Raw genomic sequence first — 22,372 nt, forward strand, 5'->3', positions numbered from 1 at the left:
GGAGTGATCATGTGGAAGAGCATCAAGCGCATTCTTGCCACAACGGTCGTGGCGGGAGCCGCAGCTGTAGCGCCAGTCATGGCGCAGCAGGCGCCGATCAGGATCGGCGTGCCCCTGCCGCTGACTGGGCCGCTGGCCGGAGGTGGCAATCAGATCCTGTGGGGTATTCAATACGCAGCCGACGAGGTGAACGAGGCAGGCGGTCTCTTCGGACGTAAGATCGAGCTTCTCATCGAAGATACAAAGGGCGAACCCAACACCTCTGCAACTGTCGCGGCGAAACTTGCCAGCCAGGATAAGGCCGACGCGTTCGTTGGCGGCTTCGGCAGCACCTCCGATTTTGCACTGCTTGGCGCACTGCAGCGTTATGAACCCATCTTCGTTCATCCCGGCTCGTCTTCCGTCCGGCTGGAGGAAACCTACGGTAAGAACGATTGGTACTACCACGTCTATATTTGGGATTATCACCGCCAGAAGGCGGCGGTGAATTTCTTCAAGAGCATTCCAGGCGTGAAAACTCTGGCCATCGCTTACGAAGACAAGCTTTACGGGACCGACGGTTCCAAGTTCACACAGCAATACGCAAAGGAAGCCGGGTTGGAAATCGTGATGAACGAGCCCTTCCGGGCCGGCACGCCGGACTTCTCGCCGATCCTGAATCGCGTGAAGGGTCTCGACCCGGATATCCTGTTCATCATCGGCTATTCTGGCGACAATCTGCAGATCGCTCGGCAGGCACAACAGCTTGGGATCAAGCCAAAGCTGCTGGTCACCCAAGGAGCCGGGGAGAAGCGTTCCGATTATGGCCCTGCAGGCGACAACGTCGTCGTCGTGGACCTTTGGTCCGCGAAGCAGAAAACTCCCGGCCTCGCGGAGTGGGTAAAGAAGGCGGAGGCAAAGCGTGGCGGCGAAGTCGTATCTTCGGCCGTCCAGGGCTACGTCGCGATGCAGACCCTGATGGATGCCGCAAAAGCGGCGGGCTCTTGGGATCGGAACAAGATTCTCACGAATCTATCATCGATGACCTTTGATACTCCCTATGGGAAGGTCGCTTACACGCCATCGGAAATGGGTGGAAAGCACCAACTCATTACTGAAAAAAGCATGATCGCTGTCCAGTACAAGCCTGATGGCGGGCAAGAGGTGGTGTGGCCTGCGGAAAAGGCTACCGGTCAGATCACTTATCCGGCTCGCTAGAACCGCTTCTAGAGTACCCGGCGGTCGCTTCGGCAGCCGGGTACTCCAGAAGTGCACGGTGATCCTGCGCCTACCGGCTCGATCGTGGCTACAGACGGCTGCATCAAGCTTCAGCCCCAAGAGACCGACCTATGCGAAGGTTGGCTGGATCTCCCGCCTGACGATCTCGGCGCCGAGAACCATAGCGCGCATCTTTCCGACGGCGACATCCCTGGGCAGATACTTCATCCCGCAATCCGGTGCGACGATAATCCGTTCCGGGTCCACATAGGGAAGAGCACGGCGAATTCGAGCCGCAATCCTATCAGGAGACTCGACATTCATGTCCGATAGATCGATCACGCCGAGCAGGATCGTCTTATCACCCAGATCCTTGAGCACCGAGCAGTCGAGGTCGGACTGGGCCGTCTCGATTGAGACCTGGCGGCAGGAACAGCCCTTCAGTTGTCGAAGGAAAGAGTAGCCGCTTGGCCGCTCATGAATGATGGCAGCGTAGCCGAAACAGATATGGACGACGGTAGGCCCGGCGATATCGTCGAGTGCACGGTTAAGTGCTTCGAGCCCGTATTCCTCCGCCTTTTGCGGGCGCGCCTGCATGTACGGTTCGTCGATCTGGACATAGTCTGCGCCGGCGTCGAAGAGATCCCGGATTTCCTCATTTACAGCCGCCGCATAGTCCATCGCAGCTTCGGCTTCAGTCCTGTAGAAGTCATTCTGCGCCTGCTGGCTCATGGTAAAGGGGCCGGGAACAGTGATCTTTACTTTTCGCGTGGTGTGGCTCTTCAGAAACTTCAAGTCGTCGATCTCGACCGGACGCATTCGACGAATTTTCCGGACGATCCGTGGCACGGGATTGGGATGGCCCGAGCGGTCCAGCGCTGTCCCGGGATTGTCGACGTCGATCCCTTCAAGCGCTGTCGCGAACCGGTTCGAGTAGCTTTCTCGCCTGATCTCGCCATCCGTGATGATGTCGAGGCCAGCCTCTTCCTGAGCCTTGATCGCGATGATCGTAGCATCGTTCTGAGCCTCGGTCAGGAACGGCTCAGGAATGCGCCATAGTTCTCTTGCACGCACCCGCGGTGGAAAACGTCCGGCCAGCTTTGCTCTGTCAATCAGCCACTCGGGCTGCGGATAGCTACCGACAAGCGTCGTTGGAAAAAGCATCAGGTCCCTCCCTTTAGCCCCAGTTTCACAAGTGGCTGGGATGCATCGGGGCTCTGAACGAGCCAACGTTGTTGTGCGGCAACAACTTGTCTCATCCCGGAGAAACTCCCCGATGCCGACGCAGTGTAGTGCAGGTTTGTTCGGTTTTGCACCTATCACGGGCCGCCTTCATTGCAGCCTTATTGGACGGGAGCTTGATCCCTCTGGATGCCGACGCGCTTCTGCTCGGCGCTACCGATTGCACCGTCCATCGCATCGGGCGCTTTGCCACCCGCTTTGCGAACAGTCGCTGGACGGAACAACTGATCGAGCATGCAGTAGTAGGCCACATCGACCGGCCGGCATTCGGGCTTGCGCTCGGCCATGAGGATCTCGTCGAGGATGAACTCCGGCACGCTTCCCTCCAGGACCCTCAGTTACTCGGTAGCAAACTGAACTAAACCGGGCTTGTCGGACTGTATAGGAACACTACTCCCCTGCTCTACCGGTCCTGCTCCCGTAAGCTCTCTGGAGATCTACGGTCGCGACTCGACGGTCCGGACCATGTAGCGTGCCATTCCGTAGCTCTCGAGCTTTTCGGCCAAGTCCAAATCGTCGACGGGACGAAAACCGCAGCGCTGCCAGAATGGCGTAGATCCGCTGACCGCGACGAGAGATGCATTCGGGAGCCCTACTGCCCGCGCGTGGTCGATCAGCATTCCGACGACTTTAGCCGCAACCCCGAGGCCGCGCGCATCGGGCAGCAGGGCAAGATCATGAATGTAGTAGGTTCCCGGTCTGGCCGGGATTGCTCCGATCTTCGTGTTCAGGTCGGGCGGTTGCAGCAGGACCCACGGATGGCTGATTACATAGCCTTGCGGTTTGCCTCCGCATTCAAGCATCAGGCACCCCTCGGGATAGAGCTGAAGACGTTCGGCGAAGATTTCCGGATCTTCCGGATGATTCCGGTGCACGACGGCTGCGATTTCGCAGACCATCGGAAGATCGCGAGGGGACATCCTTCGCCATTCGCCCTTCGCGCGGGCATGGGATTTCTTGAGCATGGAGAAATTCCTGCATCGGCACGGCTCTACAACGGGCATCATCGCCACAGGAGCGCGTCTCTTCGAACTCGGGTGATCTGTCGTGGTCGGCCAGGCGCCCTTCCGGCGGGTGCGCCTAGAGCCCGGCCAGCCTCATCCCACCTTAATGACCCGCAGCGCTGCCAGCGCTCGGCGCAGGCTTCCGGACGAGCGGCAGCGCGCAGGCAAGGGCCAGGAAAAGGAAGGTGAGGAGATAGAAGACATCCGCGAAGGACATCACCATTGCCTCGCGCCTGACGATGTCCGACAGGGTCTTCAAGGCGGCCAATCCTGCTTCCGAGCCGAGCTCCTGCAGTTTCGAGGTGAGGCCCGCAATCGTCTCGTCTACCGAGGATCGGCTCCAGGTCAGGCTCTCCCGCAGGCGCGCGAAGTGCAGGTCGAAGCGATTGTCCAGGATCGTGTTGATGACGGCAAGGCCAACCGCGCCACCGAGATTGCGTGTCAGGTTGTAGAGGCCCGATGCATTCTTGACACGGTCCGGCGGGAGCGTGCCAAGCGCGATATTGTTGATCGGCACCATGCAGATCATCAGCGACACGCCACGGAAGACTTGCGGAAGGAAGAGTTCCCAGAAGTCCCAGTCCTTCGTCAGGCCGGTGACCAGCCAGGTGCCGATCGCGAAGCCGACGAATCCGAGTCCCATCATGATGCGGGGATCGAGCTTGCGTGACAAAAAGCCGGCGACGGGTGCCATGAAGAACATACAGATGCCCGTCACGAACATCGTCTCTCCGATCTGCAGGGCCGAGTAGCCCCGCACCCGCGCGAGATACAACGGATAGAGATAGGTCAGGCCATAGAGGCCGATGCCCATCACGAAGCTGAAGGCCGATCCCGCGGCGAAGTTCCGGTCCCTGAAGGAACGCAGGTCGACGATCGGGTGTCGCGCCGTGAACGCACGATAGAAGAAGGCTACCGCAGACACCCCGCACAGGATCGCAAGCGTCAGCACGATGTTGTCCTGGAACCAGTCGTTCGACGGTCCCTCTTCGAGCACGTATTCGAGTGAGCCGAGGAAGACCGCCATGAACCCGAGCCCGGTCCAATCGAAGGTCTTGCCGAGGCTGAAATCGGGCTCGTCGAAATCGACGAGAAGATAGGTGGAAATAACCACGACGATGCCCGGCACGATGTTTACGAGGAACAGCCAGTGCCAGGAGAAGAGATCGGTGAGATAGCCGCCGACCGTCGGCCCGATGGTCGGCGCGAGCGTCGCGACGAGACCGATCATCGGCGACACGATGGAGCGCTTCTCTGGAGGAAAGACGGTATAGGCAGCCGCGAACACCGTGGGGATCATGCCGCCGCCGATGAAGCCCTGCAGCGCGCGCCAAACGATCATTTCCTCGATGGAAGAGGACGTGGCGCACATCGCGCTCATGGCCGTGAAGCCGGCAGCGGAGATCACGAACATCCAGCGGGTCGACAGGATGCGCGAGAGCGTGCCCGAGAGCGGGATCATGATCACTTCCGCAATGAGATAGCTCGTCTGCACCCACGAGATCTCATCCGCGGAGGCGGACAGGCCGGCCTGGATTTCGGCAAGCGAGGCGGACACGATCTGGATGTCGAGGATGGCCATGAACATCCCGAACACCATGCAGATAAACGCCACCATCCGGCGCCGGTCGAGCGGCGCGGAGCGGGTCGGCGCCGATCGGGCGTCAATGCCTGGGTTGGCAGCTGAAGCGGCCATAATTGTTCATCCTGTCATTCCGGTATGCATCCTGTCCGGGAAGGCTCCCGCCCGGATGTCTCGGAAGATGCGCGGGCCGCTTCCGTCTCCACGGAAGCAGCCCGGATCGGGTTCGTCCTACATGCTTGGGCCGATTACCCGTTTCGTTGAGCGATCCTCGTCGCCGGACGATCACGCCGGTCGACGCTCACCACCACGGAGAGACCGGGACGCAGGATGCCCTCGTCCGCCACCTTCGGATCGACCGCGATCCGTACCGGGACGCGCTGGACGATCTTCGTGAAGTTGCCTGTCGCGTTCTCGGCCGGCAGGAGGCTGAATACCGAGCCGGACGCCGGCGAGATGCTTTCGACCGATCCCGTGATGTCGCGATCCGGGTAGGCATCGACCTCGATATGCACCTTCTGCCCTGGGTGCAGGGCGGCGAGCTGGGTTTCCTTGAAGTTTGCGTCCACGTGCACCGTAGCGAGCGGCACGATGGCTGCAAGGCGGGCGCCGGGCTGCACGTAGGTGCCGACCTCGACCGCCTTGTTCCCGACGACGCCGTCGACGGGCGCACGGATTTCCGTGAACGAGAGATCCCGCTCGGCCTTCGCGACGGCTGTCTGCAACTCGGAGGCGACGCGCTCTGCTTCCGTCCGCTGTGCCGAGAGGACGTCCACGTTCGCCTTTGCGGCCGCGAGAGCGGCTTCTGCGCTTTTTACCGCGGCTTCCGTGCGATCCCGATCCGCTTTGGCCTGGTCGAAACGCGCACGACTCGCAAAGTCGGACTGAGCAAGCTGCTGCTGACGCGCGAAGTCGCTGGCCGCGCGTTCGGCGTCCGCGCGGCTGGCCTCGATCTGAGCAGCAGCCTGCGCAACCGCCGATTGCGCAGCCTCGATCTGGCGTCCGATGCGAGCGATCGTGCTCTGTTGGGTCGCGAGCTTGTCCTGCGCCGACCGGAGGGCGAGGCGATAGTCGCCGTCATCGATCTTGGCAATGAGATCACCGGCCTTGACGCTCTGGTTGCTCGTCACCGCCACGTCGGTCACGTAGCCTGAAACCTTGGCCGCAAGGACCGTGATGTCGCCTTGGACGTAAGCATCGTCCGTCCACACGACGAAGCGTCCGTTCTCCCACCAGCCGTATCCCTCGTACGCCCCGAAAGACAGGGCAACAGCGAGAACGGCAAAGATCAGCGGCCGCTTGCGGAACTTGCGCTCGGGTCGTGGCTCGGCAGGCGCGGGGGCTGAGGGAGCCTTGTCTGCTTGTTTCGCTTCGGTCCGTCGCAGGTTGGGCCGAACCTCGCTCGCGCCGTCTGCGTATTCCTCCCGATAGGCCATGTTCGAACTCTCGTCTGCTGCCGAGGTCACGCGCCTGTTGGCAGCTTGCGTTGAATTCCGTGTCGCTGGGGTCATATGTTTTGACCGAACGGTTCGGTCAAGGGGCGATGGACATAATGAGTGATGCGGTTGATGCAACCCTGCCAGTGGCGTGGAGCGATAGCGGTGAAGCGAACACGGAGACTGCCAAGCGCCGGCAGATCCTGGACGGAGCGCGGCAGGTTTTCCTGGCTCAAGGCTTCGACGGAGCGAGCATGGGACAGATCGCGCGAGTGGCCGGCGTCTCGAAGGGCACGCTCTATGTCTATTTCGACAGCAAGGAGAAGCTCTTCGAGGCCCTGACGATCGAAGAGAAGGAGAGTCTCGCCGAGGCGCTGTTCAGTCTCGACGCCGAGGATCCCGACGTACGCGCGGTCCTGACGCGGCTCGGCCTGAGCTATCTGACCACGATGGCGCAACCGGACCATATCTCCTCGATCCGCATGGTCATCGGCGTGGCGGAGAAATTCCCGCGGCTCGGGCAGATGTTCTATGAAGCTGGCCGGCGGCGAGGGACGGCTCGCCTCAAGAGCTATCTCGACAGGCAGGTCGAGGCCGGACGCCTCGTCGTGGAAGACACCGAACTGGCCGCAATGCAGTTCCTCGACCTCTGCCAGTCGGGCCTGCTGCGCCGCTTGCTGTTCGGGGCGGGGAATGATGCTACTCCGCAAGAAATCGCTCACAACGTGCAGAGCGCCGTCAGGGTCTTCTTTGCTGCCTACGGCCCATCGGCGGAGCCTCGCGATGCGCACGAATGTGCAGAACATCAGTAGCACCCCGTCAACGCTCCGTTCGGCCACAGAGCGCGTCCGTCACCTCGCAAAGTTCCTCGGGCGGTTAGGCTTTGGACCTGGAGCCCAGCCGGTTCGGATCTTCAATGCCGGCCGTGAGCGGCCGCCCGCTCGGCGGCGACCAGGACGTCCAAGGCCCGCCAGGGCTTCGGGATGAACCGGGCCGTCTTCGGCAGTCCGTCGTTCGGCAGCCTCACGCGCCCCGACGTGACGAGCACCCGGATGTGAGGCCAGCGCGCCGCGCAGGCAAGCGTGAGGTCGACCCCGTCGGACTTGCCGGGCAAGCCCACGTCGGTGAACACCAGCACGACCTCGTCGGCGTGGCCTTCAAGGAACGCCAGCGCCGCATCGGCGCTGCCCATCTCCACGACCTGCAGGTCCGTCTCTTCGATGAGCGTGGCGGCGAGGCTGCGAAGATCCGGCTCATCTTCGACCACGAGAACCTTCTGCCGAACTGCCTGTCCCATCGCTACCTCCTCGCAAAGAGATCAAAAATGCGGCGGTGCAGGGAGGTCCCGGCGGCCTCCTCGGACCTGGTGACCTCCCTGCGGTGCCGTCCCCGCGCACCCAAAACGGCATGCGAGGCGCGACAGGGGTCGGAACGCATTGATGACTCCAAGGTTCCTGCAATTCCGGATCCGCTGGTGAAACGGACGGTTCGCGTCGAGGCCAATACGGTCGCGCTCATCGAAATCTCGGCCGGACGCGGGTTTCCGGCCGGTGTGCTCGAAATGTGAATTCACGGCGCGGCTTTACCGGAACCGATCTTGCAGCATCGCTCTTTCTATTGGCTAAGGAGAGGAGCACCGAGATGAATCGCGGATTCCCATCTATGACGGCCCTTCTGGGCCTTCTCGCCATTGCGGGCTATCAGAACCGTGACAAGCTGGCCGAAATGCTTGGCGGGGCCGGCGGTTCGGCACCAAACACGCCCGGTACTCCTGGGCAAAGAACCGATCAGCAACAGAGCGGGCTCGGCGGGTTACTCGGAAATCTGGGTAGCGCCGGCGCAGCTGGGGGGCTCGGCGGTTTGCTCAGCGGCGGGCTAGGCGAACTGGTCGATAGTTTCCGGCAGAATGGATATGGCGAAGTTGCGGATTCGTGGGTCGGAACCGGCCCCAACAAACGAGTTGAACCAAACCAACTCGAACAGGCCATTGGGCCGGACGCGATGCAGCAACTGACACAGCACACTGGACTCTCCCGTGAAGAGATCCTCGCCCGGCTGTCCCGAGAGCTGCCCGATGCGGTGGACAAATATACGCCCGAAGGAAGGCTCCCGACCTGAGAAACGGCGGCTGCGCCGGAATGCTGACTTCGTCAATCGTTCGGACGAGACTAACACGCCTCTAACATCAGTCACGGCCGCCTCGGCATGATGGTGTCAGGGCAGAACGTGACTGAACGGCCCTCAGTTGAGCCCGTTCAGTCACGAGGTCCGATTTCCGAATGCTTGTCGGGTATGCCTCCGATCCGCCTCGCCCTCCTCTGAACGGCTCCCCGTCACCGGGCGTTGATTGGCTCGATGGCAACGTTCGAGGTTTGCATATGAGCGAGGTGGAAGGATGGGTGCGCCTCCTGCTCGGAGCGGGGCTGGAGAGCCGGGACATCACCATCGTGCAGATGGGCCTGCGCGCGGCCCTGGTCTATCTCGTGACCCTACTCATTGTGCGGATGGCGAAGAAGCGCTTCATGGGCCGGGCGACTGCCTTCGACGTCATCCTGGGAATCATGCTCGGATCCATCGTGAGCCGCGCCGTAACGGGCAATGCTCCGCTCCTGCCGGCGCTCGCGGCGGCTGCTGTCCTCGTGGGCATGCATTGGATCTTCTCCTGGATCTCTCTGCGCTGGCATGGATTCGGGCACGCCATCAAGGGTGAAGCGTTGATCCTCGTTCGGGACGGTCACGTGGACGAAGATGCCATGCGCCGGGCTCACATGACGGACAAGGATCTCTGGGAGGATCTGCGTGCCAAGAGCATGTCGAGCGTCGAACAGGTGTCCCTGGCCCACCTGGAACGCAGCGGCGAGCTGAGCGTGATCAAAGCCAGGGCCGACCCAAAGGTCGTCGAAGTCAGGATCGCCGACGGTGTCCAGACCGTTCGCATCGAATTCGGAAGCTGAAGCTCACCGCAAGGACAAGTGGGGCCCGATGTCGGGCCCGAGACGTTCCGGAGCGACGAGCAACGGACGAATGAGGTGATGGAAAACTCAGATGAACGATCCTCAAACCGGATCACCGACCCGCGCAGTCGCGCTGACTGACCATTTCGCTCGGCGCGGTTTCGAGCTCGTGGCCATCGCGCTCGGTACGGCAGCGGTGCTGTTCCTCATCTGGCGAGCGTCGGGTGGCCTCTTTCTCGTTTTCGCCGGTTTGCTGTTTGCCACCTTCCTCGACGCATGCACACGAGGTTTCGGCTTGATCTGGAACGGAGCACGTGGCTGGCGCCTGGCAGCGGTTTGCATCGTGCTCGCGTTCCTGGGCGTCGGAGGGCTGAGCTTTGGCGGCTACACGATCGTGCAGCAAGCTGACGAACTCGTGGCGACGGTGCAAGACCAGTTGCAGGCGCTTCGGAGCGAACTCGGTGGCCACGGGCCCCTGCAGGGCGAGCAAACTGCAGATGCTCAGAGTGATACGACGATCAGTAGCTTTCTACCCGAACCGAGTACGCTCCTGCGGTCCGTCACGTCGGCACTCGGGGGCGTGACCGGCGTTCTCGGCAATCTCGTGGTGATCCTGTTTCTAGGACTCTACGTCGCGATCGACCCCGAGGTGTATCGTAGCGGCACGCTGTTGTTGCTGCCGCGCGACAAGCGCCAACGGGTTGGTGCCGTGCTCGACGAAACAGCCGGAGCGCTCCGTTGGTGGGTTGTCGGGCAACTCGTCTCGATGACGATCATCGCCGGGCTGACCTTCGTGGCTCTCCTGCTGGTCGGGATGCCGGGAGCCTTCATTCTCGCCGTGATCACCGGCCTGTTTGCCTTCATTCCCTACATCGGTTCATTCGTCTCCGGCGCAATCATCGTGCTCGTCGGTCTCGCCCAGGGGGGCACGATGGTGGTCTGGGCGTTTGGTGTCTACCTGCTGGTGCAGCTGGTCGAAAGTTATGTCATATCGCCGATGGTCGAGCGCTGGAGCGTCAGTCTTTCGCCTGCTCTGATCATCGGAGGACTCACGATCCTCGGGATACTCTTCGGGATCTGGGGGTTCATCCTCGCGGCACCTCTGCTTGCCGTGTTGCGCATCGTCGTGCTGCGCCTTTGGGTCGAAGATGCACTCCAGGATTCCAAGGGTGCCAAAGCTGCGCTCGAGCACTCATAGCGGCTGACCCTGATAGGCCGGAGGCCGAGCCGTGGAGGCATCCTGTTGAAGCGTATTTCCCGGCATGAGCCAAATGCGCATCCTACGGCTGCAACCTCGCCAGCGGCAGCGGGTTATCCGTCGAGAGGAGCGTGTCATGGGCTATGCGGGCTATGGCAATCACGCCGAGCCTCCTGGGAAACCAGGCGACCCGGACGAACTGCTTCGGCGAGAGGACGGTCCTGACGCCCTACCACGGGATCAAACGACGCCGACCGCTACCCGCCAGGACCAACGGAATACGGATCCACGACTGCAATCTCGGATCGAGCATGCCAGGTTCGCCAGGATCGAGCCGGGCCTGACGCCGCCTTGGCACGAGATCAGTCCTCATAGGCGCGACGGCAATCCGTCTGTGTCGCCCGCGGCAACGCGCGAGGTTTCAACCCCGGCTGAAGGTGCCGGCCCATTGCCTACGGAGGGTAACGACGTCGATCCGGGACTCGGTTGAGGCCCCCGGGAATATCTCTTGCTCTCATACAACCAATGAGGAGGTCACAATGAACAAGGTCGGCAAGCGCCCCGGCCCGGAGCAGCCGAACGTCCCAACGGAGTATCCCGATCCCAGTGCGGCGGACCGCCCTCCCCGCCCCGACTCCAAAGATCGCCCGGGATTCGACCTTGGCGGCTCGGACGGCAAAGAGACGGCAGGAAGCGGACTCGGCCTCGGGCAGGACGCGTTCGAAGATCCGGCGAGGCGAGGTCTCCCCCGCCGCCCCGGAGCCTCTCCCGCCGATCAGGGCGCGACTGAGAAGCAGGAGGCTCCCCCGCGACGTGACGCTGGCGACACGCTCGGTCGAAAGGATCGTTAGGACGGCTCGTCGGCGGCTTCGCGATCGCGCAGCGCCTCCCGCTGCCAATTCCGCGGAGTGTTTCCGGGTATTAATTTCCGGTAGCGCTGCGCCGGTCCTCGTCCCCTCCTCGTCATTGCGAACGCAGTGAAGCAATCGACCCCGCCAACGGATGGTTCGCCTCGCCTGCGACTCGCAGTGACGGGAATACGACAGACGAGGCGGCGCGATGTCGTCTGTGATTCACAGCGCAAAGTGAGTGCGTCTATGCACGCCTGATCCGAGCCATCTCTCGCAATCAGCAAACGTCACCTCACGGACGAGCAGGCGCCAAGTCCAACCGTGGCATGATCAATGTGACATCAGAACCGGCACGGTCATCGCTTCGATCATGCCGCGCGTGGCCCCGCCGAGGACCACTTCGCGGAAGCGCGAGTGGCCATAGCCGCCCATCACCATCAGATCGGTTCCGGAATCGAAGGCATAGGACAGGAGTGTGCCCGCAACGTCTCCGGCTCGTGGAAGCGTGCGAAATTTCGTCTCGACGTCGTGGCGAGCCAGGTGGCGTCTGATCCTGTGCGTGGCGGCTTCGGCTTCCTCATCGGTTTCAGAAGGATCGGCCACGGTAACGAGTTCGACCTCCTTGGCCCGGTCAAGGAAGGGGGCCGCATCGCCGACCGCACGCGCTGCCGTCGCGCTGCCATCCCAGGCTATCGTGATCTTCTCCAGGAGGAGTGGCGGAGTCTGGATATAGGGAACCACGAGCACGGGCCGGCCTGACCCGAACAAGGCCGCTTCGATCAGGCTCTCCCTGTCGCCGGGTGTGTCCGGATTGGGCTGTCCGATAATCGTGAGGTCGAAATTCCGTGCGAGAGCTCCAATCGCCTGGTCCGTGCCTGCGACTGCCGTCTCGACGATATCGGTCTCGAGTGCGACCCCGGAGGCTCGTGCCTTCGCCGCGAGTGCCTCCGGGATCCTGCGAGCAGCGTCTCTGGCGTTTTCGAGGGCCGAGATCAGGAAATCCGCTGGGACATTGGGAAATGCCATGCCGGCAGTCGGATTGACCACGAGCGCCACGGCGGTCAGATGCGCCTGGAAAGCGGATGCCAGCGAGACGGCATACGAGCCTGTCGCATCGGAATTCGCGTCGAGCAGAACGAGAATATCCTTGATCGCCATCGGAGCCACCTCTCTCAGGGGGCTCACCACACTACATCCCTAGGGCGCCGGCAAGTCCCGTCATTGAGTAATTGACCCTGGAGGCGGTGCACGACGACGCACTGAGAACAGGCGCTCCTTTGTCGGTGATCCGGGTCAATCGCCCAGCTTTTCCGGGCCCAGCAGCGGGTCGGGAGCAAGGTTCTCGAGCGGGATATCTTCCGCTGCCTTCGGAATTTCGATCTCATGCACGTGGACTCTTTCTACGCCACAGCCCTGCATGATCGCGACCGCCCGTGCCTCGCGCTCGGCGTCGCGCACGCGCACGAAGATCACGAGACCCCCTTGGCTGAGTTCGTTCTCGAGATCGATCTCGTCGGACCGTTTCACGACGTGGTCCCTGATGAACTTCGCGAGTCCACCTGCAACCGCCGCACCTCCGACGCCCGCCGCCAAAGCAGCTGCAAGAGCACCGCCCGATGCCAGGATCGGCATGGCCGCACCGATGCTGCCGATGCTGATCAGAGTCCCGAAGATCAGCGCCGTCGAACTGGTCTCGTCCGATGGCAGGATGAGTTCCCGTCTTGGCACTTCTGGCACTTCTGCTGCAGCAACCGGATTCGCATAGACGGTGCCGAGCTTGCGATTGACTGCATCCTGACTGGCCATCAAATCGATGGCGGCCCGATCGAAGCCGGCAGTCATCAATTTCCCAACCAGCGCTTCGAGCTGTTCGCGACTATGGACCACGCCGACAGCCTCGCGCACGCGTACGGTCTCGATAGAGACGGTTGATTTTTCGTGAGTCTCGGCCATTCCGAAATTCCTCCGAGTTTGCAGCCTTTTCCTGAGTTCCTTTCGGCACCTCAGGTTCCCGTGGTCCCTGAGTTTGGGACCGGGACTAGGCTCACGTTTTCTCCGGTGGGTTTCCGGCATCCCGCAGGGCCGCGATATGCCGGTGAACGCCCTGAATGACGACAGATCCCTCTCCAACCGCGGAGGCCACTCGTTTGACCGAGCCGCTCCTGACATCGCCAACCGCGAAGACGCCGGCTAGGCCCGTCTCGTAAGGCAGATGTCCGTCTGAACGCGAAGAGCCGGTCACAACGAAGCCTTTCTCGTCGAGGCCAACCGTCCCGCTCAGCCACTCCGTGCACGGGTTCGCCCCGATCATCACGAACAATGCACAGGCCGAAAGCGTTCGGACCTCGCCGGTCAAGCGGTTGGCTATGGTGACGCTCTCGAGGGTCTCGCCGCCTCGGACTTCCGTGACTTGCGTATAGAGGCGGATTCTGATGTTCGGCGTGCTCTCGAGCCGGCTGATCAGGTATTGAGACATGCTTCGGGCCAGATCGGGACCGCGGCAGAGGATGTGCACGAGCCGCGCGCGCTCGGAGAGAAACATCGCCGCTTGCCCTGCCGAATTTCCCCCGCCGACGATGACCGCCTCCCCTCCTCGACAGCGTCTCGCTTCGATTTCAGTTGCGGCATAGTAGATGCCAGCCCCCTCGAAGGCTTCCTGCTCGGACAAGCGGAGGCGCCGATAGCGTGCGCCGGTTGCGATCACGATGCTGCGACCGAGCAGGATTCCACCGTCGTCGAGCTGCACCGCATAGATACCGTCACGCCGCTCCAGCGCAGTCGCATGACGGGGAACAGTGATGCGGGCCCCGAACTTCACTGCCTGCACTTCGGCTCGAAACGCGAGATCCCCGCCTGATATCCCGGCCGGAAAGCCGATATAGTTCTCGATGCATGAGGAGGTTCCGGCCTGACCTCCGATGGCCGTGTCCTCGACCACGAGGGTCGAAAGTCCCTCGGAGGCGCCATAGACGGCTGCTGCCAGACCGGCCGGTCCGGCCCCGACCACGATCAGGTCGCTCGGCGCATCCTGCTTCACCAGAAGATCGAGCCCGATTGCTCGCGCCAGCGCCAGCGGTGTCGGCCGGTCCAGAGTGCGCCTCCCGCCTCCCCACACCGCCCGGAATGTGCCGCGGTCGGTCACTCCGCACTGCGTGATCGCGGGCACGTCTTTCGGCTTGTCGGGATCGAGCCAACGATAAGGGACGCGGTTGCGGTCAGCGAATTCGAGCAGCCGCAGGACATCGGGATCCTCATCGCGACCTATGATCGTCAGCGAGGCGACAGCACTCGCCATCAGGAGTTGGCGTCGCGCCGCGAAGGCGGTCACCAGAAGCGAACTCAACTCCGGCATGGTTGAGACGATCTCGTGCACACTCGCAGGAGGCACGAGAAGCACCTTTCCTGCCTGCCGCACGATGCAGGCCGCGAAAGTACTCTGGCCGGTCAGCAGTCCAAGCTCGCCGTTGAACTCCCCAGGCCCGCTCGTCTTGAGAACGTGGTCGCCGTTGGCGCGGTCGACGATATCCGTCCTTCCCTCGAGTACCACAACCAGGCTGTAGCCGGAATCTCCGACATCGAACAGAATGTCGCCTGGCTGCGTAGCCTTGCTGGCGCCGAATGATCCTAGACGTGCGATCTGCTCACTGGTGAGAACAGGGAAGGCTTGCTCTTCCAGGACTGAGAACGTGTTCGCCACGACCGTCTCTCGCGTTTGGGCTTGCGTCGGAGGCACGAGCGAGCTGTCGGGCCCTTGCCATCGGGCGCAGCTTTTCACGACGATTCCGAACATCCCTGACCGGTGCAACTGCGCTGAGAGATGACGAGATCTGCGGATTATTGTTCCAGACGCGCTGAAGCCGCTGTTCCAACCAAAGGACAATGCGCCAGATACGCTGAAGATGCTCTTGTCGAGAGAGTTGGGAGCCGTGACCGGAACTTCGAATGCAGGAACAAGAATGCCAAATCCGGGACAGCACCACGATTATGGATTTCCCGTAAGCCTGGCCATCGGCGCCCTTGTTGGCGCTCTTGCCGCCGCGGCAATGATGGCGATGTGGCGTAGCTCCACTGGCCGGTTTGTCCAGGATGCCTCGCGACACTGGCCGGACCAATTGGACGTCAAGCGCCGGTCACAGCGGAACCGGGCGTTTCGTGAGCATCACCCTCCGTGGACGATGTAGCAGGACGGGTAGCCGCTGCTATCTTGCCGGCCGGCTATGCCGCAACCGCAAAACCAGCTGTCTCGACTTGATTCACAAGATGGCCGGTCTGGTCTCGCGAGGCCTTTCTGCCCATTCCCATTCACGATCACGGAGATTTGCTTCAGTCCAAACGCGTGACAATCTGTTGGGGTTGCGGGATACTGATCCATGGGGGCTCACGGCATCCGCGCTTTCAGGAGCACTCCCATGACCACCTTCAGGGTCGGCATCCTCATCGGCAGCCTTGCCACGGAATCGATCAACCGCAAGCTCGCCCGCGCGCTGATGCGTCTTGCTCCGGAGCACCTCACGTTCACGGAGATCGCGATCAAGGACCTGCCGCTCTACAGCTATGACTATGATGCCGATTTCCCGCCGGTGGCACGCACCTTCAAGGAGGCGATTGCCGCCGCCGATGCGGTGCTGTTCGTCACGCCCGAATACAACCGCTCCATTCCAGGCGGCTTGAAGAACGCGATCGACTGGGCGAGCCGCCCCTATGGCCAGAACGCGTTCACCCGCAAGCCCTCGGCCGTAATCGGCACCTCGCCGGGCGCGATCGGCACCGCCATCGCCCAGCAGCAGCTCCGCAGCGTGCTCGGCTTCTGCAACTCGCCGCAGATGAATGCGCCCGAGGCCTACATCCAGTTCACCCCGGGGCTGATCACCGACGAGGGCGAGGTCACGAAGGAGTCCACGGCCGAATTCCTGAGGAACTACATGGCCGAGTTCCACCAGTTCATCGTCAGGGTCTACACCGCCCTGCCCCGCGATGCCTGAGCCGGAGACGACCGAGACGTTCGGGGCTTCTCCTGCTCCTTGGGCTCGAGGTCATGAGCATCCCGAGTCCCTGTTATGCCGGTCCAGGCAGGCGGATCGCTCGCCGGAAAGGACTCGCGATCGGCCTCCTCGACCGGATCCGGGGGAGCCGGCTCGTCAGCCGGCTTTTTGGGGTCGTTCGTCATGATTCTCCTCCAAGTTGACGCGTTCACCCAGGACGGAGCGCTTACTCGGCCGCCTCGTGGGCGCCGGATGCCTCCGCATCGCGTTCGATGGTAACAGATGTGTCGGGCTGTGCAGCCGGCTCGGCTTTTGCCTGGGGCTCGAGCACGACTTTCTGCTGGCTACCATCCCACCTCGCCACCACTTGGTCGCCCTCGTGCACCTCGTTCGCGAGCATGGCGCGAGCGAGTTGTGTCTCGAGTTCCGAGCGGATCAGTCGCCGCAGCTCGCGGGCTCCGAATTCGGGGCGGAACCCGGCAGCGGCCAGATGATCGATCAGAGATCCGTCGACGACGAGATCAACGCCCTGCCCGTGGGCAGTGCGCTTCACGCGCGCGAGCTGTAGCTCCACGATCGACCGGATTTCGCTCCGGCCGAGCGCCTGGAAGACGATGATCTCGTCGATGCGGTTGAGGAACTCCGGCCGGAAGTGGCCGCGCAGCACGTCCATGAGCTCGCGCTTGAGCTTGCTCTGGTCATCCTCGGCCGTACCCCTGACCCGCAGATTGCGCTGGATGATGTCGGATCCGAGATTGCTCGTGGCGATCAGGATCGTGTTCGTGAAGTCGACGACGCGGCCTTTGCCGTCGGTCAACCGTCCGTCGTCGAACACCTGCAGGAGGACGTTGTAGACGTCCGGGTGAGCCTTCTCGATTTCGTCGAGGAGGATCACGCTGTAGGGCCGCCGGCGCACACGTTCGGTGAGCTGGCCCCCTTCCTCATAGCCGACATAGCCGGGCGGCGCGCCAATCAGGCGGGCGACGGCATGTCTCTCCATGTATTCCGACATGTCGATGCGGATCATTGCGTCCTCGTCGCCGAAGACAGTTTCGGCGAGCGCCTTGGCGAGCTCCGTCTTGCCCACACCCGTGGGACCGAGGAACAGAAAAGTCGCAACGGGTCGACGCCCTTCGCGCAAGCCGGCCCGGGCGAGACGCACCGCATCGCTCACCGCCCTTACGGCCTCGTCCTGGCCGATCACGCGCTGATGCAGGCGTTCCTCCATCTTGACCAGGCGCTGGCGCTCCTCGGTCGTCAGCTCGTTGACTGGGACGCCGGTGAGCTTCGAGACCACCTGCGCAATCTGCTCGGATCGGACCTCCGCCGAGCCGGACCCGCGCTCCCGCCGCCAGCGCTCGGCCGCGTCCTGCAGTTCCTTGTTGCGGGCATCGTGCTGCGCCTGGATTTCCTGAGCGCGCTCGAACTGCTTGCGTGAGGCGGCGTAGTCCTGCTCGCGCTTGAGCTGGCGCACCTCGGCCTCGAGTTCCTGCACGTCGACCGGCCGCGCCGTCGCCGATATCTTCACCCGTGCCGCAGCCTGATCGATGAGGTCGATCGCCTTGTCGGGCAGGAAGCGGCCCGTGATGTAGCGGTCCGAGAGCTCGGCCGCCGCGATGATGGCTTCGTCCGTGATCGTGACCTTGTGGTGCGCTTCCAAGGTATCGCGCAGGCCGCGCAGGATCATGATCGTCTGCGCAATGGTCGGCTCGGGCACGAAGACGGGCTGGAAGCGGCGTTCCAGGGCGGCATCCTTCTCGATGTGCTTTTGATACTCGTTGAGTGTCGTCGCGCCGATGAGGTTCAGCTCGCCCCGCGCGAGAGCCGGTTTGAAGGTATTGGCGACGTCGAGCCCGCCTTCGCCTCCGCCCTGGCCAGCACCCACGATGGTGTGGATCTCGTCGATGAACAGGATGAGCTGATCCTGCTGGTCGGTGACCTCCTTGAGGATCTGCTGCACCCGCTCCTCGAATTCCCCTCTGTACTTCGAGCCCGCGACCATCGAGTTGACCGACAGCTCGACCAGACGTTTGTCGCGCAAGGATTCGGGAACTTCGCCGGCCACGATCCGCTGCGCGAGACCCTCGACGATCGCGGTCTTGCCGACACCCGGCTCGCCGATGAGAACGGGATTGTTCTTCTTCCGCCGCGCCAGCACCTCGATCGTGGTCTCGATCTCCTTGGCCCGACCGATGACCGGGTCGAGCTTGCCCTCGCGGGCGAGTTCCGTGAGATCGCGCGAATACTTGTCGAGATTCGGCGTGTTGGTCGGGATTTCGACCCGACCCTCCTCGGCTCCGCGGCCGACCACCTTCGTGATCTGCTGGCGGATCGCCTGCGGTGTGAGGCCGTAACGCCGCAGGACATCAGCCGCGAGCCCCTCGCCCTCTTCCGCAAGCCCGACGAGCAGGTGTTCGGGGCCGACATAGGAGTGGCCGAGTTCCGCAGAGGCCCGGAATGCGCGCGAGAGCGCATCCTTGACGCGGGGGGAGACGCCCATTTCGCCACCCTCTTCCCGAGCCTCCTCCCCGTGCGGGGCCTCCTGCTCGATTTGACGGCGCAGATCGTCGACCGAGACCTTGAACTGGTCGAGAATGGTGCGGACCACGTCGCTTTGGGTGAGCGCCAGGAGCAGATGTTCGGTATCGACCTCGCGTCGACCGGCCTCGGCGGCTTCCCGAGCTGCCGCCTGCAGGATTTCCTCGGCATGAGCCGAGAGGCGCTCGCCAACGCCCGTCGTAGGGCCGCGCCCGCGCCCGGTGCCTCGCCTCACGGGGATCGACGCGCTGCCGGCCTCTGCCTCACCGGTCTCTCGCTCGTGAGTTTCGTGACGGCCGGCAAAGGGACTCGCACCGCCCCGACCGCCGCCAAAGAAGTCATCGTTGAAAAAATCGTCGAAGAGACTGCCGCTGCGGCCGCCGAACAGAGATTCCAGCGGAGAGCTCGACCGCCCCTGCTGACGCAGAAGACGTCGGTAATCGACGTCGCACAACTCCAGCGTCTCGCGCTGACCGTTCCTGGCCACTTGGGCCCGAACCGTCGCCGGCCGAAAGCCGCAGATATCGCAGATCCCATCCGCCATGGTTCATCTCCAGCGATGCTAATTGCCGGTCGAGACTCCCGTATGTCCTGCCTGCGACCAGATCCCGCCTTCCGAAAGGCGGTCCGGCTTGGCGGACCGAAGATGATCAAGGAGCACGGTGATCCTGACCGGTCGCAGGTTGAGCGGGATTGCAGGAGACTGCTCAGGCGTGCACGAGCGGCGTATCGACCAGGTGTTCCGCGAGGAACCACACCTGTAGCTCGTTGACGCGGATCACCTCTGACACGATCAGGTCGTTGGTTCCGTCGTCGCCCACTTCCGCCGTCTTCTTTGCCGCATCATGGGCATCGATGAGGATGAGTTCATGAGCCTCGAGCAGCCGCGACAGCATGGCCGGGACCTCCTCGCAGCCATTCGGCGGCCGCGGCACCCGGGTGATCTCTGCAACATGTCGCGGATCACCGACAGCGATCCCGCCGAGCGTCTGAATACGCTCGGCGATCTCGTCGATGAGCTTGATCTGCTCACCGGCATGCTTATCGAGCAGGAGATGCAACTGGTAGAACGTCGCTCCGCGCATCAGCCAGTGATGCTTCTTGTAGAGAGCGGACAGAATTTGGGAATCGCAAAGAATCTGATTCAAGCGCTGGCATGAATAGAGGCGCGCATCGTGCGACAGCCCGACTGGAAACTGCCGCACGCTTCCGAAGGCCTGAATCTCTCGGCCTTCCTGATGGAGCCATGGTTGGCTGTCTCGATGAGGCTTCGCGTTGTCTCTTTGCGTTGCCGCCATGATCGTCATCCCTCTCACGAGGTCGTTTCTGTTGCTGGAGGCGAATCTCAGGCCATGCACCTGTTTTGTTAGTGCATACCTTTGAGCGTCAGCCCGAAGGCGATCGCGGCGATGCCCTGGAAGGTAAGGTCGACCGCAAGCACCATGCCGAGCAGCCACAGGCTGTTCACGGGCCACCCCAGGATGAAGATGATGCCGGCCAGCAGGGTGATGATGCCGGATGCCAGCACCCAGCCCCAGCCGATCTCGGGTCTGAGCTGAAAGCTCCCCCAGATCCGCATGATTCCGGAGGCGATCAGCGCGAAGGCGAGCACCAGCGTGAGGGTCACAGCGGCGAGCACCGGGTTGGTCCAGGCGATCACGCCGGCCACGCCGTAGAGAATGCCGCTGAGCAGCGAGAAGAAGAAGCCGCCCCAGCTCTTCACCTGAAAGGCATGGACGATCTGTGCGATGGCGCCGATCACCATGAGAACGCCTACCCAGAGCACCGTGGCTACTGTGGCAGCGATCAGGTTCCAGAAGGCAAAGAGGCCTAACACCAGGAGTGCAACGCCAAGAGCTACGAACCAGCCCCATTTGGAGCGGATTTCGGTTGCCGAGGATGGGAGTTCGAAACCGGCTTGAGCATTGGCCATGACCTGTCCTCCGGGTCATCCGCAAAGTTGCCGTAGGGTCAGATAATACACCGATAACTGAACACTGGCAGCTGATTTAATACAGGCGAACCGGCAAAAACGCCCGAGGAACTTACGACAAGGCCGCGTGGCGCCGCTGTGCTGTCACACTCCATCCAGCTTGCAGGAACCGTTAGGCTCGGGCGCAGTTGCAGGCATCGGTTTCACGATAATCCTCTTCCTGTCGATCAGGTGTTCCCAAATGTACTTCATGACAGCCCAGCACCCGACCTCCGCCGTCTGGTAATGGAAAAGCAGAATTCCTGGCTTTGAGTGCCAATGACACGCAGGCGGCAGTCGCTTCTCGAGGAAAGTCAGGATGCAAGATCTCGAAGATAAGACACTCCTGCTGCTGATCGTCACGGCGACTGTGATCTTCGGCTGGGTACTGTGGCCGTTCTACGGGGCGATCCTTTGGGCCACTGTATTGGCCGTCCTGTTCACGCCACTCTTTCGCCGGATGCTCGGCGCGATGCCGCAGTGGCGCAACCTTGCTGCCCTGACGACGCTCCTGATCATCATCGTTCTGGTGATCCTGCCGCTGACGCTGATCATCGATCTGCTGCTGCGCGAAGCAGCCAGTCTCTACGCGAGCATCCAGTCGGGTGAACTGAGATTCAACCTGGACTTTCAGCAGATCCGGGATGCCCTGCCCGTATGGGCAACCAAGCTGCTGGACCGCTTCGGACTGCCGGATCTCGGCGCAGTGAGAGAGAGGCTGTCTGCGATCCTCCTGGAGAGCGGTCAGTTTCTGGCTGGCCAGGCTCTCAATTTCGGCCAGACCACGGTCGACTTCATCGTCAGCCTGTTCGTCATGGCGTATCTGCTGTTCTTCCTGCTGCGCGACGGGCGCGAGCTGTCGAGGCAGATCAGGGATGCGATTCCGTTGCGCGCCGAACAGCGGCGTGCCCTGTTCGGCAGATTCACCGTCGCGATCCGCGCCATCGTCAAAGGCAGCATCGTCGTGGCCCTCGTGCAGGGAGCCCTCGGCGGCTTGATCTTCTGGATTCTCGGGATCCGCGCGCCCCTGCTGTGGGCTGCATTGATGGCCATTCTCTCCCTGCTGCCCGTCGTAGGCACCGGCCTGGTCTGGGGGCCCGTCGCCATCTACTTCCTGGTGACCGGCTCAATCTGGCAGGGAGTCGTTCTCATCGCCTTTGGCGTCCTCGTCATCGGACTCGTGGACAACATCCTGCGCCCGATCCTGATCGGCCAGGATACCAAGATCCCTGATTACGTGGTGCTGGTCTCCACGCTGGGCGGCATCGCGACGTTCGGTGCAAACGGCTTTGTCATCGGCCCGGTGATCGCGGCCATGTTCATAGCCGCCTGGGCCGCCTTCTCCATGTCGAGGCAGGAGGAGAATGACGAGCGCAGGCTTCGCTGACGACCATGTGACGGACGAGTGTCTGCGGA

General features: G+C 62.4%; 21 protein-coding genes. 8 read left to right on the top strand and 13 right to left on the bottom strand.

All coding sequences use genetic code 11. The features are described 5' to 3' along the window. Window positions 1–9 precede the first annotated feature (9 nt). Window positions 10–1,197, top strand: a complete 1,188-nt coding sequence (locus tag BN1233_RS10260; RefSeq protein WP_046863465.1) for an ABC transporter substrate-binding protein — start codon at window positions 10–12, stop codon at window positions 1,195–1,197. 129 nt (window positions 1,198–1,326) lie between these two features. On the opposite strand, the gene BN1233_RS10265 is transcribed toward BN1233_RS10260, so the two are convergent. From BN1233_RS10265 to BN1233_RS10285, 5 genes are all read right to left on the bottom strand, one after another. Then, on the bottom strand, window positions 1,327–2,361 hold the full coding sequence (locus BN1233_RS10265; RefSeq protein WP_046863466.1) for a uroporphyrinogen decarboxylase family protein: 1,035 nt from the start codon (window positions 2,359–2,361) through the stop codon (window positions 1,327–1,329). A gap of 179 nt (window positions 2,362–2,540) precedes the next feature. Continuing rightward, window positions 2,541–2,756: a hypothetical protein gene (locus tag BN1233_RS10270; RefSeq protein ID WP_046863467.1), complete on the bottom strand. Its 216-nt coding sequence runs from the start codon at window positions 2,754–2,756 to the stop codon at window positions 2,541–2,543. A 120-nt stretch (window positions 2,757–2,876) separates the two neighbouring features. Further along, complete coding sequence (locus BN1233_RS10275; protein WP_046863468.1) at window positions 2,877–3,404, bottom strand: GNAT family N-acetyltransferase; 528 nt, start codon at window positions 3,402–3,404, stop codon at window positions 2,877–2,879. A 142-nt stretch (window positions 3,405–3,546) separates the two neighbouring features. Continuing rightward, window positions 3,547–5,139, bottom strand: coding sequence for a DHA2 family efflux MFS transporter permease subunit (locus BN1233_RS10280; RefSeq protein ID WP_046863469.1), 1,593 nt, complete (start codon window positions 5,137–5,139; stop codon window positions 3,547–3,549). Window positions 5,140–5,273: 134 nt separating this feature from the next. Further along, on the bottom strand, window positions 5,274–6,461 hold the full coding sequence (locus BN1233_RS10285) for an HlyD family secretion protein (RefSeq protein ID WP_046863470.1): 1,188 nt from the start codon (window positions 6,459–6,461) through the stop codon (window positions 5,274–5,276). A 116-nt stretch (window positions 6,462–6,577) separates the two neighbouring features. Between BN1233_RS10285 and BN1233_RS10290 the strand changes: the two genes are divergently transcribed. Next, window positions 6,578–7,273, top strand: coding sequence for a TetR/AcrR family transcriptional regulator (locus tag BN1233_RS10290; protein ID WP_046863471.1), 696 nt, complete (start codon window positions 6,578–6,580; stop codon window positions 7,271–7,273). Window positions 7,274–7,374: 101 nt separating this feature from the next. On the opposite strand, the gene BN1233_RS10295 is transcribed toward BN1233_RS10290, so the two are convergent. Next, window positions 7,375–7,758 carry a response regulator gene (locus tag BN1233_RS10295; RefSeq protein WP_046863472.1) on the bottom strand — a complete coding sequence of 128 codons (384 nt, stop codon included), beginning with the start codon at window positions 7,756–7,758 and terminating at the stop codon, window positions 7,375–7,377. A gap of 344 nt (window positions 7,759–8,102) precedes the next feature. Between BN1233_RS10295 and BN1233_RS10305 the strand changes: the two genes are divergently transcribed. The 4 genes from BN1233_RS10305 to BN1233_RS42740 all read left to right on the top strand — a co-directional run bounded on the left by BN1233_RS10305 (window position 8,103) and on the right by BN1233_RS42740 (window position 11,464). After that, entirely contained in the window at window positions 8,103–8,579 is a 477-nt protein-coding gene (locus BN1233_RS10305; protein ID WP_046863474.1) for a YidB family protein, read from the top strand. A 260-nt stretch (window positions 8,580–8,839) separates the two neighbouring features. Continuing rightward, window positions 8,840–9,415 (top strand): DUF421 domain-containing protein, encoded by a 576-nt coding sequence (locus BN1233_RS10310; RefSeq protein ID WP_046863475.1) that lies wholly within the window; start codon window positions 8,840–8,842, stop codon window positions 9,413–9,415. Window positions 9,416–9,506: 91 nt separating this feature from the next. Further along, window positions 9,507–10,613: an AI-2E family transporter gene (locus tag BN1233_RS10315; protein WP_048707670.1), complete on the top strand. Its 1,107-nt coding sequence runs from the start codon at window positions 9,507–9,509 to the stop codon at window positions 10,611–10,613. Window positions 10,614–11,152: 539 nt separating this feature from the next. After that, entirely contained in the window at window positions 11,153–11,464 is a 312-nt protein-coding gene (locus BN1233_RS42740) for a hypothetical protein (RefSeq protein WP_048707674.1), read from the top strand. Window positions 11,465–11,794: 330 nt separating this feature from the next. Here BN1233_RS42740 and BN1233_RS10325 read toward each other — a convergent pair whose 3' ends face one another. From BN1233_RS10325 to BN1233_RS10335, 3 genes are all read right to left on the bottom strand, one after another. Further along, window positions 11,795–12,649 carry a universal stress protein gene (locus BN1233_RS10325; protein ID WP_147707123.1) on the bottom strand — a complete coding sequence of 285 codons (855 nt, stop codon included), beginning with the start codon at window positions 12,647–12,649 and terminating at the stop codon, window positions 11,795–11,797. A 108-nt stretch (window positions 12,650–12,757) separates the two neighbouring features. Beyond that, on the bottom strand, window positions 12,758–13,417 hold the full coding sequence (locus tag BN1233_RS10330) for a hypothetical protein (protein ID WP_046863477.1): 660 nt from the start codon (window positions 13,415–13,417) through the stop codon (window positions 12,758–12,760). 91 nt (window positions 13,418–13,508) lie between these two features. Beyond that, the gene (locus BN1233_RS10335) at window positions 13,509–15,161 is read right to left on the bottom strand and encodes an FAD-dependent oxidoreductase (RefSeq protein WP_046863891.1); all 1,653 of its coding nucleotides are present in this window, start codon (window positions 15,159–15,161) and stop codon (window positions 13,509–13,511) included. A gap of 712 nt (window positions 15,162–15,873) precedes the next feature. Here BN1233_RS10335 and BN1233_RS10340 point away from each other — a divergent pair. Then, entirely contained in the window at window positions 15,874–16,446 is a 573-nt protein-coding gene (locus BN1233_RS10340) for an NADPH-dependent FMN reductase (RefSeq protein WP_046863478.1), read from the top strand. Here the strand turns inward: BN1233_RS10340 and BN1233_RS48270 are convergent. The 4 genes from BN1233_RS48270 to BN1233_RS10360 form a co-directional block, all read right to left on the bottom strand. Continuing rightward, window positions 16,419–16,631, bottom strand: a complete 213-nt coding sequence (locus BN1233_RS48270; RefSeq protein ID WP_046863479.1) for a hypothetical protein — start codon at window positions 16,629–16,631, stop codon at window positions 16,419–16,421. The genes BN1233_RS10340 and BN1233_RS48270 overlap by 28 nt on opposite strands. A gap of 41 nt (window positions 16,632–16,672) precedes the next feature. After that, the gene (locus tag BN1233_RS10350; protein WP_046863480.1) at window positions 16,673–19,528 is read right to left on the bottom strand and encodes an ATP-dependent Clp protease ATP-binding subunit; all 2,856 of its coding nucleotides are present in this window, start codon (window positions 19,526–19,528) and stop codon (window positions 16,673–16,675) included. Between the two features lie 163 nt (window positions 19,529–19,691). Next, on the bottom strand, window positions 19,692–20,282 hold the full coding sequence (locus tag BN1233_RS10355) for a Dps family protein (protein ID WP_046863892.1): 591 nt from the start codon (window positions 20,280–20,282) through the stop codon (window positions 19,692–19,694). A 68-nt stretch (window positions 20,283–20,350) separates the two neighbouring features. Continuing rightward, window positions 20,351–20,917, bottom strand: coding sequence for an HdeD family acid-resistance protein (locus BN1233_RS10360; RefSeq protein WP_046863481.1), 567 nt, complete (start codon window positions 20,915–20,917; stop codon window positions 20,351–20,353). Between the two features lie 358 nt (window positions 20,918–21,275). Here BN1233_RS10360 and BN1233_RS10365 point away from each other — a divergent pair, with 358 nt between their 5' ends. Then, a complete protein-coding gene (locus tag BN1233_RS10365; protein WP_046863482.1) occupies window positions 21,276–22,343 on the top strand; it encodes an AI-2E family transporter in 1,068 nt (355 codons plus the stop codon). Window positions 22,344–22,372: the final 29 nt, after the last annotated feature.

The organism is Microvirga massiliensis, assembly GCF_001006805.1.
Lineage (GTDB): Bacteria > Pseudomonadota > Alphaproteobacteria > Rhizobiales > Beijerinckiaceae > Microvirga > Microvirga massiliensis.